The sequence below is a fragment of the Rosistilla oblonga genome (genome assembly GCF_007751715.1).
GTDB lineage: Bacteria > Planctomycetota > Planctomycetia > Pirellulales > Pirellulaceae > Rosistilla > Rosistilla oblonga.
Map to the genome: position 1 here is coordinate 6,895,492 of NZ_CP036292.1, position 14,408 is coordinate 6,909,899.

6 protein-coding genes are annotated in these 14,408 nt (G+C 60.7%); 3 read left to right on the forward strand and 3 right to left on the reverse strand.

Annotated elements, in window-relative coordinates:
* Window positions 1-19: 19 nt before the first annotated feature.
* A complete protein-coding gene (locus tag CA51_RS24375) occupies window positions 20-2,455 on the forward strand; it encodes an alpha/beta hydrolase family protein (protein WP_145123717.1) in 2,436 nt (811 codons plus the stop codon).
* Here CA51_RS24375 and CA51_RS24380 read toward each other — a convergent pair.
* The gene (locus CA51_RS24380; RefSeq protein WP_145123718.1) at window positions 2,452-4,140 is read right to left on the reverse strand and encodes a serine/threonine protein kinase; all 1,689 of its coding nucleotides are present in this window, start codon (window positions 4,138-4,140) and stop codon (window positions 2,452-2,454) included. The genes CA51_RS24375 and CA51_RS24380 overlap by 4 nt on opposite strands.
* A gap of 215 nt (window positions 4,141-4,355) precedes the next feature.
* On the opposite strand from CA51_RS24380, the gene CA51_RS24385 reads away from it, so the two are divergent.
* A complete protein-coding gene (locus CA51_RS24385) occupies window positions 4,356-8,636 on the forward strand; it encodes a serine/threonine-protein kinase (protein ID WP_145123719.1) in 4,281 nt (1,426 codons plus the stop codon).
* A gap of 4 nt (window positions 8,637-8,640) precedes the next feature.
* Here CA51_RS24385 and CA51_RS24390 read toward each other — a convergent pair whose 3' ends face one another.
* Window positions 8,641-11,808, reverse strand: a complete 3,168-nt coding sequence (locus CA51_RS24390; protein WP_145123720.1) for an NAD(P)-binding protein — start codon at window positions 11,806-11,808, stop codon at window positions 8,641-8,643.
* A 180-nt stretch (window positions 11,809-11,988) separates the two neighbouring features.
* Between CA51_RS24390 and CA51_RS24395 the strand changes: the two genes are divergently transcribed.
* Window positions 11,989-13,269, forward strand: a complete 1,281-nt coding sequence (locus CA51_RS24395) for an OmpP1/FadL family transporter (protein ID WP_231745879.1) — start codon at window positions 11,989-11,991, stop codon at window positions 13,267-13,269.
* An 81-nt stretch (window positions 13,270-13,350) separates the two neighbouring features.
* Here CA51_RS24395 and CA51_RS24400 read toward each other — a convergent pair whose 3' ends face one another.
* The gene (locus CA51_RS24400) at window positions 13,351-14,349 is read right to left on the reverse strand and encodes an ATP-binding response regulator (RefSeq protein WP_145123722.1); all 999 of its coding nucleotides are present in this window, start codon (window positions 14,347-14,349) and stop codon (window positions 13,351-13,353) included.
* Between the last annotated feature and the right edge of the window lie 59 nt (window positions 14,350-14,408).

A 14,408-nucleotide genomic window follows, 5' to 3' on the forward strand; every position in this document is an offset into this window, starting at 1 on the left:
CCACCTCGCGAGCCCACCCATGAGCCAACGCCCCGCCGCGCTTCTAATTCTGCTGTCGATGCTCGGCCACGCCGCAGCCGACGACGCGATCAAAACCCGCCCGCTGAAACCGACTCCACAAAATTCCAGCGACGCCGCAGCCGATGGCGAATGGTCCAACGACGGGCCGCCGCGACTGCTTTCTCTCCCCGCAGATCCCGCCGCTGCGATGGCTGCCGGGATCGATCGATTCCTGTTGAAAAAGCTTACCGACGCCGATAACGCCCGGCAGCAATACTGGCAAGATGCCGATGCAGTCGCCGAAAACGTTCGCTTTCTGAGCCGACAACTGGGGCTGGAACCAGAGCGTTATCCAGCCGATCTGCAATGGGAATCGCCGCCGCTGCGAACCAGCGACCGCTTCGAAGTCCATGCCGTCCGCTGGCCCGTCCTCTCCCATCCGGCGCCTCCAAGCGTCACCGAACCGGGCACGCCCGCCGGCTTGCAATTGCAGCCATCGCTGTGGGGCGAGGGCCTGCTGTGGCTGCCTCGCAAAGCCAACGGATCGTCCGTCGTGATGCTCTCCCACGACGGCGAACCGTCGCTCTGGTCCGATCCGATTGCCGACGACCAACGCGATCGATGCGAAGCGCTCGCCGCCCAAGGCTTCACCGTTTTAGAAGTCGCCACGACCGGGCACGACCGGATCCAACATGGCGGCGCCAAATTGCCGCGTCGCGAATACCTCAACCGTGCCGCCTTTGAACTCGGCCGGACTCTGGTCGGCTACGAAATTCAAACCGTCCAGTCGGCGATCGATTGGCTGGCCCAACAACCTGCGGCATCCGAAGCCGCGGACGCCAAAGTCATCCTCGCCGGATGGGGCGAAGGAGGCCGCACAGCGCTGATCAGCGCCGCGATCGAACCGCGAATCGACCTGACGATCGTCGCCGGCTACTTCGGCCCGCGCGACCGAGTCTGGCAGGAACCGGCCGACCGCAACGTCTTCGGTCTGCAGAACCGCTTTGCCGATGCAGAGCTTGCCGCCGCGATCGCTCCGCGAAAACTGGTCGTCCAAACCGAGCCTCGCTTCGCGCTCGAAGAATCCGGAGATGCCGGCGCTTCCCCTGCCACGTGGCAATCTCCCAGCCGCGACGAAGCGCAACAAGAGTTCGATCGGATCGCAAACGTACTGACGGCGATCGGCCAACCGGCTGGGACGCCAGCACACGCCAAACTGATCTCCGACGAAAAGTCCGATCTACTGAACGACATCATCTGTCCGGCGCTCGACCTGCAGGTCCCGCCAGCGGTCGCGGTAAATTACGCAAAAACCGAGGCCAGCGAAGCGGCGGCGACCGACAAACGCAACGCGATCGATCGGCGAGCACGACGGCTGGCGATGATCGATCGCCACACGCAAGCGCTGCTGAAGGAGAGCGAATACGAGCGGGGCGCGTTCATGAATCTCGGCCACTCGCGAACGATCGCCAACAACGCTCACAACAAGCTCGACACCTCCTCGCCCGCCGCCTATGAAAAGTCGGTGGAGCGGTTCCGCAAGATCTTTCGCGAGCAAGTAGTCGGTTGGTACGACCAGCCGAAACTGCCCGCCAACCCGCGGTCGCTGCAATCGTATCAAGGAACCGGTTGGACGGGGCACGACGTCGTCTTGGATGTCTTTCCAAACGTCTTCGCCTACGGCGTGCTGCTGGTCCCCGACAACATCCCCGCGGGCGAGCAGCGGCCAGTCGTCGTCTGCCAACATGGGCTGGAAGGGCAACCGCGAGACACCTTCGCCGACAGCCATCGCGCCTATCACGACTACGCAGCCAAACTGGCCGAAGCCGGCTACATCGTCTTCGCGCCACAGAACCCCTACAAAGGCAAAGACGCATTCCGCACGCTGCAACGCAAATCGTACCCCGTCGGCAAGACGCTGTTTTCGATCATCGCGTCGCAGCACCAACAGATCCTCGATTGGCTGAAAACGATCCCCAGCGTCGATCCCCAGCGGATCGCGTTTTACGGTCTGTCGTACGGGGGCAAATCGGCGATGCGTTTGCCCGCGTTGCTGCCCGATTATTGCCTGTCGATCTGCAGCGCCGACTTCAACGACTGGGTCTGGAAAAACGCTTCGACGCGAGCTCGATACAGTTACATCGGAACCGGCGAATACGAGATCTATGAGTTTGGTTTAGGCAAGACCTTCAACTATGCAGAGATGGCGGCACTGATCGCGCCGCGGCCGTTTATGGTCGAACGAGGACACTACGACGGCGTGGGGCCAGACGATCGCGTGGCCAAAGAGTTCGCCAAAGCGAGGTTCCTGTACGCGGCGAGGTTGAAGCTGCCCGAGCGATGCGAAATCGAATGGTTTGACGGACCGCATATGATCAACGCCGTCGGCAGCTTTGAATTTCTCGACCGCCATCTGCGGAGCGGCGACGAGTCGCCGCTGCCGCCGAAAAACTAACTCGACTCGTGACCGCGCGTCGCCGCAGTGAGACGCTCGTTGCGGCGGCGCTGCCGATAGTATTTCAGCCCCGGAAAGAAGAACGATCCGGCGGCGACGACGCCGAAGATCAGATGAGCTTGCGCTGGCCAAACCGCCATCGCCACAGCCGACAACAACAGCGCGGCGACTTGGATGTAGAACGCTCCGCTCAACATCGCCGCTTTGACGACAAAGACCATCGCCGCGATCACGCCCACCAACGGCGTCAGGCTCAGCACCGGCAAGCCCAAACTGGCCTCCATCGGAAACAACGCCGCGATCCCCAACATGCTGGCGCCCCAGACGTGCGCGATCTGGCGTTCGACAAAGGTGACCGGCCCCATCCGCCGTCGCAGGACCCAAAACACGGTTGCCCAAGCGACCCAGCCGACGGTCCATAGCGCCGCAAAAGCCAGTTGGTTGGTGATTCCGTAAGCCTGCAGTCTCCAGGTGAGGGCGCAAGCGACCAACAGGACCAAGCTGTGCCACATCCATAACACGCCCCAATTTTCGAGCACTGCGGCGTGATGAGTTTCCCGCAGCGCGCGGCCGAGCACTTGGGCGAATCGACCGCTCCGCGCCGCAACCGGCTCGCTGCTGAGAAAGGCATCCAGATCGTCGGCCAATTCCGCCGCCGTGGCGTAGCGGAGGTCGGGCGGTTTCTGCAGGCACTTGATCACGATCATCTCCAAATCGCGATCGATCCCCTGTCGCAAAGCGCGGGGCGGCAACGGCTCCTGCTCCAAGACCATCATCACCATTTCGACCGCCGAATCGGAGACCAACGGCGGGCGACCGACCAATGCGTGGTACAGGACACAGCCGAGGCTGTAGACGTCGCTGGCGGGACCGATCAGCCCACGCCGCCCCGCCGCCTGCTCGGGCGACATATAACAAGGCGTCCCCAGAACGGCGCCGCTGCGCGTCACATCGGCATCGTCGGAGATCTGTTTGGCCAAACCAAAATCGGTGACCAGCGGCCGCCCGTGCGAATCGATCAAGATGTTCGAAGGTTTGAGATCGCGATGCAGAATGCCGCGGGAATGAGCGAATTCGACCGACCGAGCGACCTGGCTGACGATCCGAGCCGCCTCGCGTTGCGGCAACAAACCGTCGTGGATCCGGTCGGCCAACGTGGGACCGGGAACATATTGCATGCTGAAGAACGAACGGCCGTCGAATTCATCGACGTCGTAAACCGGAACGATTCCGGGATGTTCCAACCGCGCCGCCGCGACCGCTTCGGAATCGAATCGCGCTTGATCGGTCTCGCTAGCCAAGCGGCCCTGAGCGATCATCTTGACGGCGACTTCGCGATTCAGACTGATCTGCAGCGCTCGAAAGACCACGCCCATCCCGCCGCGACCAATCTCCTCCAGCAATTCATAATCGCCCAACCGCAGCGGCAATTGGTACATCCCCTCGCTAACGCTTGCGGCTTCGGTCGCCGGCGATCCATCCTCCTGATACGCCTCTCCCGCAACACCGGCAACCACGACGGCTCCCCACAAACTGCGAAGATCTTTCGCCAACAGCGGATGCTGCCGACAGACCTGTTCGAGATCGACCGGCACATTGCGAGCGACGCGATCGGCCAGATCCGACAACAGCTCGGCAAGCTGATGATCCCGATCTTCGGATTCGTTGACAACGGGATCTGACACCGGACACTCCTTCGCGTCGAGCAGAGAATCTCCCAACAAACATCGCACTCACCATCAAACGAACCGGTTGCGGTTCGCCACAAGAGCGTACGCAGATGCTTGCAAACCTTGCTACTAGCGATCCAAGGCGATGAGACATAAAATGGCGCTCAACATCCTTTGCGGTTGATGATCAACCCAATAGGCGGTGGTCTGCAGCACCAAGGAACGCGATTGTGAGTCGTGGAACAAACACCCAACGAGCACAAATTGCCCTCACCACCATACTCACTCATCTGGAGGATGGAAGTGGCACAAATGCGGAATTGCCCGTCATCGGCCCGTCGCACGAAGCGATCTCCAGCATTCTGGACCAGTTTCGCAACGGCACCGACGCAGACCAGTTAGATCTGCTGACCGATCTGATCATCCAAGACATGAAACTGGGATGGCGGAGCGGAAGCCCCAAGGATCTGGAATCGTATCTTTCCCAGTGGCCTCACCTGGCGCAATACGCACTGAATATGCGGCAGATGTTGACCGCCGAGGTGACGTTTCGGGCAGCGTTTGCCGAACCGATCGACCGCGAATCGGTGCAGCAGCGATTTCCCGACGTGCCGCTCGATGCAGCCGAGTTCGACGACTGGACCGAGGCCGGAATCCGGCTGGGCGTCGAGGAAAGCTACCAAGGAACGGGCCGCTTTTTTCTGTTACGCGAGATCGGATCGGGCGGCATGGGGGTCGTCTACATGGCGTTCGACCGCCAACGCCGGCAGCGTGTCGCCTTAAAAGTCTTGCCGACAGTCAGCAGCCGAGCGCTGCACTACTTCAAACGCGAATTCCGAGCGCTCTCGGATCTGGTCCATCCCAATCTCGTCGTTCTGTACGAGCTGTTTGTGGAATCAAACCACTGGTTCTACACGATGGAACTGATCGACGGCCGCGACCTCTGGAAACATTTGGGAGCTTCCAAGTTCCTGCCTTTGGACTGCGCGTTGATCTCGACCGATTCGTTGAATCAGACCAAATCGGAATACGGCAGCACGCAAGAGTTGGAGGTCGGGCAAAATTCGCTGGCCGGTGCGCCTGCCGCACCGGGATCCGCCGACGCCGAACGACCACCGCTGGACTACGCGATGTTGCGGCGACTGTTCACACAGATCGCAAACGGCGTCTCCGCACTGCATGCATCGCGGAAACTGCATCGCGATCTGAAGCCCTCCAATATTGTCGTCCGCGATGATGGCAGCCTCGTGATCGTCGACTTCGGACTCGCGATTCCGCTGGACGCCAACACCGCTCCGCCAGCCGACGAATCGCCGCAGCGACCGCGGATCGCATCGGCAAACGATCTGACCGACATGCACGCCGCCGGAACGGTCCCCTACATGTCGCCCGAGCAGACTCGCGGCGAAAAATTAACCCCTGCGAGCGATTGGTTTTCGGTCGGCGTGATGCTGTGCGAAGCTCTCTCGGGACAGACGCTGTTCCGCGGTTTGCGGGCACTGGTGTTGCAACACAAACGCGAAGCCTACGCGATTCCCGATCTTCAGTTCCCCGAGGATGCTCCCGAAGATCTGACTCAACTGGCGATCGCAATGCTCGCTGGCGACCCAGCGGCACGCCCGACGGGAAGCCAAATTCTAGAGGCACTGAGATCTCCATCGGATCCAACCGCCAACACCACGATCGAACCAACCCCCGAACCGCCCCAGCAGTTTCCTTTTGTCGGTCGCAGCGACGACCTGCAAAAACTTAACGCCGGACTTCAGCGGATGCTGCAGGGCGAAACCGTGATCGCGCACGTGCGAGGCAACTCCGGTTCGGGCAAGAGTCGCTTGATCGATCATTTCCTCGAACACAACCAACTGGGAACCGAAGCGTGTATCCTCAGCGGGCGCTGCTACGAAGGGGAATCGGTTCCCTACAAAGCGATCGACGCCTTGGTCGACGCGCTCTGCCGCTACCTGACTCGGTTGCCCGAAGAGGAAGTCGAACCGCTGCTGCCAAGCAACATCGCTTCGCTTTGCCGGATCTTCCCGGCGCTGAATCGGGTCGCCACGATCGCTCGTTCGCCACAACACCATGCTCGCCAACTGGAAGCTCAGGAGCAGCGTCGGACTGCGTTTCTGTCGCTCCGCGAACTGCTCGACGCGATCGGACAACAGCGGCCGCTGGTTCTGCATATCGATGATCTGCAGTGGGGCGATATCGACAGTGCGGCGATCCTGGCGGAACTGGTTCGCGGTCCCAACCCGCCGCGGATGGTGCTGTTGTTGAGCTATCGCAGCGAACACATCGAAGCCAATCCCTGCCTGAAGGCGTTGCGAGCGATTGGCGATCATAAAAACCGGATCGCGATCGCTGTCGGTGCACTCTCGCCGGAGGACTCGCGCGAACTGGTGTTCCAACTGCTGCCCGATGATATCGCCGACGCCGATTCGATCGCCGACGCCATCGTCCGCGAATCGCAGGGGATCCCGTTTTTCATTTCGGAGCTGGCACAAAGTCGCGACAGCGGCAACACGTGTGCCGACGCCGACCTCGACGAAGTCCTATACCAACGGATCGGTCGGCTGCCCGAAGAAGCGCGGCGATTGTTGGAGACGATCGCCGTCGCCGCCCAACCGATCCGCACCCGCGTTGCGTTGCAGTCGTCGGAAATGGACAGCTCGCGCGAGAACTTGCTGGGGCTGCTGCGAACCGAGCGATTGATCCGCACCACCGGCCGCGATGTCGAGGACGACGTCTGCACCTATCACGATCGCATCCGCGAAACCGTCGCCAGCCGGATACCGATGGGGGCTCGCATCACCAGGCACATGCGATTGGCCCAGACCCTGCAGCGAGAACCCGATGCCGATCCCGAACGCATCGGCGACCACTTCCAAGCCGCTGGCGAACTCTCTCAAGCTGGCAGCTACTACTGCACCGCAGCCGACTTGGCCGCCGACAAACTGGCGTTTGACCGAGCCGTGCGGCTGTATCAGAGCAGCATGGCGCTGCGGGAATGGGCTCCCGCCGAAGCTCGCCAATTGGGAATTCGATTGGCCGATGCCCTCGCCAACGCGGGGCGTGGAGTCGAAGCGGCGGCGCAGTACCAAGCGGCGATCGATCCGGCGGACGCCGACGAAGCGTTGCAACTCGAACGCAAAGCGGCTTACCAATATTGCATCAGCGGGCACATCCCCGAGGGCCGCGCAGCCCTCGCTCGCGTGCTTCGTCACAGCGGCATGCAACTTTCCAAGTCGCCACGGCGAGCGCTGTTGTCGATGCTCGGCCAGCAAGTGTTGCTGCGGCTCCGTGGCCTCAAATTTCAAACCCGCAACGAAGACCAAATCGATCCCGCCGACCTGACCAGGATCGACGTCGCCTGGGCAGCTTCGGCCGGCTTGAGCATGTTTGACGTCGTCGAAGGAGCGAGCTTTCAAACGCGGAACCTTCGGTTGGCACTGCGGGTCGGCGAACGCACTCGTCTGGCCCGCGCCTTGGCTTGGGAAGCTGCTCATGTTTCCAACGCCGGCGGCCACACTCAGGGCCGCGTCAACAAACTGCTGGGCCTAGCCAAACAACTCGCCTCGGGCAGCAGCGATCCCTACGTACACGTGATCACTGCGCTTTCCAACGGCGTCCAGCACTGGACCAACGGGCGCTGGCAAGACTCGCTCGATGCATTGATCGATGCCGAACATCGGCTGCGGAACGAATGCGCGGGCGTCGCTTGGGAACTCGACACCGCCCACACCTTCATCCTCTGGGGACTGTTTTACCTGGGACAGCTGGACGAACTCTGCACGCGCTCCGACGCCTTGTTGACGCAGGCCAGGCAGCGAGGAGATTTGCACGCCGAGACAACCCACGGTTCGTTCAGCGTGGCGATGGCGAAATTGGTGCAGGACGATCCGGCAGCCGGCCGGATGGCGATCGACGACGCGTTGAACAAGTGGGTCTACCCGGGTTTCCATGTGCAACACAGCATCGCTCTGATGGCCAACACCTACATCGATCTCTACTGCGGAAACGGCGTCGACGCATGGAATCGTTACGAACAGCAGTGGCCGCAATTAAAGGCATCCAACCTGCTGCACCTGCAAACCATCCGAATGTTTAACCTGCAACTGCGAGGTCGGGCGACTCTCGCCGCGGTGATGCAGCCAGGCAACCGTTTCGCCTGGAACGAAGCCAACGCGATGCTGGCTCGCGTCGAACGCGACGCATGCAAGATCATCAAGTCGAAAATGCCTTATTGCATCCCGCACGGCAAGCATCTGCTGGCGGGCGTCGCCGCGGCGCGAGGCAACGGGGAAGCCGCAAGCGGTTTATTGGAAGAAGCCGAACATGGTTATGCGTCAGTCGACATGCAAATGTTTGCCGCGGCAATACGCTGGCGGCGCGGACAGCAGATCGGCGGCGAGCAGGGCGACGAACTGATCCGCACCGCGCAGCAGACGATGCAAGCCCAGAAGGTTCAGAACCCGTCGGCGCTCTGCGACGCGATTGCAGTTCGCGTCAGCTGACCGCTTAAGCACGCCAGACTTCGCGTCCCGCTTGCATCGTAAAGTTGAACTTCAGATGCCACGCATTGGCAACGTCGCGAGGAAAACTGCTCCAGCCAAAATCGGCTAAAAACGGATGCGTGATCGTATCGATCCCTTCGACTTGATAGGAATCTGACAACGAACCGCCACCCAAAAAGGAAGGCTTCGCGTCGGCTTCCACGATCGCTTGGTAACACGCTTGATTGCCAACCCCGGCGTCGCGGAACTGCTTCAAAAAGACACCGGTCAGATCGGTCAGACTCAACAAGGTGTCGACTCTCGATTCGACCGCGCTGCTATTGTTGTTGTGCGCCTCGGGCTCGACAAGCACCTTCCGCTTCATGTCCTCCACCAGATCGGCGGCTTGAGTTTTATCGAACTGCCGTCCTGCAGGGACCGCCGAACTCGAGGTCGGGCGAATTTTCAACAGTTCCAAACGACGAACCTCCGCAGCGGGATCGGCGGCTTCGACAGCAAGCGTCTTGACGCCGAACGCCGTCTGATCGGTCCCAAAGCCGGGAATCGTGACGTCGGCCAACGCCTTGGGATATCCATAGACCTCGCGTCCACTGGTCAAGGCCCAAGCCTGATCGACCATGATGTAGGGCTGATACCAGACGATCGCGCGAGGCCACGGGATACCGGTGGAAGTGCTTTCCATCGCGATCAACGGAATCCAGATCGAGAAGTTTTTCTCGGGCAGCCAACCGTATTCGCTCGCCGGCGGCAGCGAGGGACGCGATCTCGAGATGTTCGAAAAGACCATCATCACACTCGAAAACGGCGCGACGTACGAGAGTCGCCCGCCGGTGGGGGCGTTCAAATGTGCATCGCACAACCGCTGCAAGGCGGATGCGGGAGCTGACAGATAAAACGCAAACGCGTCGACGGTTTTGAATTCGAATGGAGCCGGAAAGGATTGATCGCCACCGCGTTCGACATACATCGGCAGCGACGGCGTTGGCAGCGGAGCAGGGGGAGGCGGCGGGCAACAGATCCGACACAACTTGCGAACCCAAGCCAGCAGTGGCGAGAAGATCGCCAGCAGCGACGTAAAACATCCGCTGGTCCGCGGACAGAAATCGAACTCTCCGGAGATCTCTACCGGTTGCCCGCAGATCGCGCGAGCCGCCATCAATCCGCCATTGGTCGCACTTTCGATACAGCCGACGTTTAGGCCGGTGCGAATCCAATCGCCGGCCAACACGACGTTGTCAAAGCCAGATTCTCCGGCGCCGACGCGGTACTGCGTCGTCCCGGCCAGCGATTGAATGTAGCGGTCGGTTGGATTGACGTTGGCACACCAGAACTGGGCGTCGAAGCGGGCCTTGCCGACCGATTCGGGAGACTGCAGATCGACCAACCGATCCCAATGAAACTCACCCTCGGCGGTGTAGCTGTCGGTCCAGATCGGTTTCATCCCCGTCTCACCGCCGAGAAATTCGTCGCGCCGCAAACGCTTCACCCACTCGGTTCGCTCCACCGGATAATCCGGATTTGGACCGACCGGCGGCGGAGCATCGGGCTCGGGCAGCGTTCGCGAGAAATACGCGATCGACTTGACCGTCTGCGGCGGGAAACTCTCGACAGCTTCGAGATGACTGAAATCGGCCCAACTGTCGAGATAAGAATCGAGGATCGTGGCATCCCCCTGCCATCCCAGCCCATGCCGATCCTCGGACATCCACAACTGGAACGACTGGGTTCCAATCGTCGGCATCCCCAGCACCATCTTCCGCAGGTCGGGACTGTTTTCGATCAACTCTTGGCAATGCAGCGGCAGGGCTCCCAATGCGACCGCCAGCACAACCTTGTCAAAATCGGTGCCATGCCGCAGTTCCAACTTCTCCTGGCTGGCCCACGGCGAATAAGCCGACTCCAACGGTTCGAGCCCCGGATGTTCCTCAGCCAACGCCTGGATCGCTTGCTGTTGCGCCAGCGGAATCTGCCGCGTTCCATCGTCGCGCTGATACATCGGTTCCGACGGCCAACAGGGAACGCCTTTGATCCAGGTCAGCGGATCGTATTGCGGCGTCTCGAGATCGACTTGGCGATCGATCGACACCGATGCGACGTGCGACTTGTCGGGCGATAGCGACATCGTGTCCAAGCGATGGAAAAATTTGAACTCCACGCCGCGGTTCTTGAGCATCAGATACAGCGGCGAAAAGATGATATCCCCCATCCCCGCTCGCATCTTATAGATCAGCGAACCCTCGTAGGTCAGCACCCAACGCAACATAAACCGCGTTGCGACGCCGGCGGCATAGCTGGGCTTATCGTCCTCGCCGCGATGGTATCCAAACACGATCTCGTAAGCCGCTCGAACCGGTGCCGAATCGCAGGCCTGGCGACTGGCACCGTGCTGTCGCAGCCAGCCGCGAAAGTCGTGCTGATCGAGAACGTCAAACGACGTATGGCCTTCCAACAGAACATCGCGCAAGACTCCCTTGCCCAACGTGATCGCCAATTCGATCAGGATCGCTCGCCGTCGCTGCTCCGGCGTCTGATCCTCCGCCGCCCAGCTGCGTTTACTGTCGATCTGCAGCGACTCAAGTGACTGCAAAACCGCTCGATAATCCTGTTTGCAGTTCTGGCACTCCGAATCGTCCAGCCGCTCTTTCGCCTGACGGACCTGGCCCAACCGCTCCGGCGACATCCGATCCAAAGGCACCTGTTGCAGTTTGTCCATCAACTCCAACAACCGGCGAACCGCTCCGGCAACGCTGATGCATTGCGATTGCTGCCCCGGAAACTTGCCGGTCGACGGCATCGTGATCGACCACGGATCCCAACTGCCCGCCCCGTCGGGCTCCATCATCGTGATCAGGTCTTGGGGATCAAACGCATCCTCGACGCTCTGGAAGGGCGAATCGGGCGTCAGATTCGCGCGGCGGCATTCGTCGTAACAGGTCCGCATGACGCGGAAGGCGTTCTCGTAGCAGCCGAGCCAAATGTGCAGCCCATGCTCTTCGATGCGGTCGTGTCGCTCGCGGTTGCGACCGCTGGCTCCCTTCCCTCCCAGCCGCCAACCCATCTGGTAGACGGTGACCTCGTAGCGAGTGGCAAGCGAAGGATCGGTCAATGCATACGCGGCTGTGAGCCCCGCGATCCCGCCGCCAAAAATGGTAACCTTTTCCGATTGTGACATGCTGTAATCCTAAAAATGCAGAGTTTCCATGCCATCGCGCCAATAGCGATCATCGAACCAAATGTTGCTACCGAAACAACCAGAGGCAGGGGATGGGGGCGTCCCCCCCGCAATGGGCTTCGTTTTTATAGTGGGCATTAGATGCGAAATCAAATTACTCCTCGGATACTTATCACCACCTTGGCATGTCTAATCGCCGGTTCAAGCTTCGCTCAAGGGATCGTGCTACCCGGTGCTGGCCCGATCAATCGCTCGATGGGAGGTGCATCGACAGCAGCCCCGATCGACGCCGCGGGAGCCCTCCTCTGGAACCCCGGCTCGATCACCGCATTGAGTAGTTCGCAGATGATGTTTGGCGCCGAGTTCCTGTACACGCGGACGACGCTCGATTCGTCGCTGCCAGCCGACGCTTTTGGCCCCGCCATCCCCGCAATCCCGATCGGGGGCTCCAGCGACAGTCATTCGGGCGTTCCCGTGCTGCCGACGATTGCGTTGGTCTTCACCGAGCCCGATTCGGATTTTGCCTTTGGTCTGGGCGTCTTTACGATCGGCGGTTTTGGAGTCAACTACTCCGCCAGCGCAACCAATCCACTGCTGACGCCTCAGCCACCCAACGGTTTTGGAATCGGCAACGCTTACTCGCGGCTGAACCTGCTGCAGATCGCCCCCACCGTCGCGGTGCAACTGATCGACGGCCTATCGGTCGGATTTGCTCCGACCGTCACGATGGGCGATCTGGCCTTGGCACCCGCACTGTTCGCGGCTCCCGACAATGCCGACGGCGGCCTGCCGACCTATTCCGACGCCCAGAACGGACGCTGGCGGTACGCGCTCGGCTTCCAAGTCGGCGTCTATCTCGAAACGCAGTCGGGCTGGAACTTCGGCGCTTCGTTCAAGAGCAAGCAGTGGTTTGAAGAGTTTGAATTCCAATCGGCCGGAGAGACCGGGGCGCCGCGGACGCTCACCGCCAACCCGGAATATCCGATGATCATCAGCCTCGGCACATCGTTCACCGGATTTGAAGGCTGGGTCAGCGCTGTCGACGTCCGCTACATCGACTACGCCAACGCATCGGTCTTTGGCGACGATGCGGCATTCCAAGCCGACGGTTCGGTGCCGGGACTGGGTTGGGACAGCACCGTCGGAGTCGCCTTTGGACTGCAACGCGAATTCCAAAACGGCGTCAGCTTGCGAGCCGGTTACGACTTTGGCCAGTCGCCGATCTCCAACGACAAGACCGGGTTCAACGTGCTGTCGTCGGCGCTTTGGAATCACGCAGTCACCACCGGAGCGACGCTGCCGGTCAACCACGCGCTATCGATGTCGCTGGCTTATGTTCACGTCTTCGAGGATTCCAGCACCGGAGCGATTCAAACGCCCGCTGGCCCAATCCCGGGTTCATCGGTCGAGATCACCCAGGTCAGCGATACGTTGTCGATGGGCTTCGACGTGAAGTTTTGATCGCCAACAAACGAGCTGAGATCCCATCGCTGGCGACCGCTACCTAAAGATCCGCCAGCGAATCGACTGACCGCCAAGCGATCAATCGCATTGGCCGTCGCTGGGTTCGCTGCAACAGTCTTCGCCGCCACAGCAGTCGTCGTCATCGCAGCAATCGTCGTCGTCATCGTCGACTGCATTGGGATCGACGCGCAGCTTGACCATCGTGATTTGATTCCCCGCGTCGTTGTGCTGGACCTCGTCCATAAACGACCGGATCAACAGCAGGCCGCGGCCGCTGACAGCTTCCCAATTCTCGGGATCGGTCGGATCGGGCAAGCTGTTGACATCAAAACCAGGACCTTGATCGGTGATCACAAAGACCGCCTGTTCAGGGTTCGCGGTCAACGAGACAAAGACGCGTCGCGACGCGTATTGTTCGTCCTTCAAACGGGCTTGGATCAGATCGATGTACGCCTGCCCGCAGCTCTCATCGCGAAGCGAACTGGGCACCTCCAGGTTTCCATGGATCATGGCGTTACGCAGCGCTTCATCGAGCGCGATCCCGATGTGCATCCGGGTCGCTTCGGTGACGATCCCCAGTTCGACCAACGGGGCCTCCAGACGAGCCAGGATCTGCGACAACAGCGTGTCGTCGTTCGTCAGTTCCAACTCGATCGCAACGGTCCGAATATACTTGGCGAACGACAATCGCTGGCGTTCGGAATCGGCGACCGAAATCGTCCGTTCGATCGTGTCGGCGAGGTCTTTTGCCAAATTGCGTTTGGGGACATAACTGGCCGCTCCGGCCTGCAACGCTTCGACCGCCAGCTCTTCGCTGCCGCGCGAGGTCGTTAGCACGACGGGCAACTGCGGCGATTCCATGTTCAGCATCATCACCAGATCGAGCCCCGACATGCCGGGCATCTCGAGATCGGTGACGACCAGATCGGGGTTGTGTTCGCGAGCGACCGAAAGAGCCTGCTCGCCATCGTCCGCTGTCAACGTTCGATAGCCCGCCTTCTCCAGCAGCATCCGCATCTGAGCCAACTGGGTCGCACTGTCGTCAACGACCAGAATTAGGCGTGGTTCATCGGACATAGGGTAATGCTGTGGTCGGGGTGTTACGAAAAGGAAGCCGACAAGATACGTGTCGCGGT

Coding starts and splice junctions, on each gene's coding strand:
- CA51_RS24375 (WP_145123717.1), top strand. CDS start 20: ATGAGCCAACGCCCCGCCGCGCTTCTAATTCTGCTGTCGATGCTCGGC.
- CA51_RS24400 (WP_145123722.1), bottom strand. CDS start 14,349: ATGTCCGATGAACCACGCCTAATTCTGGTCGTTGACGACAGTGCGACC.
- CA51_RS24390 (WP_145123720.1), bottom strand. CDS start 11,808: ATGTCACAATCGGAAAAGGTTACCATTTTTGGCGGCGGGATCGCGGGG.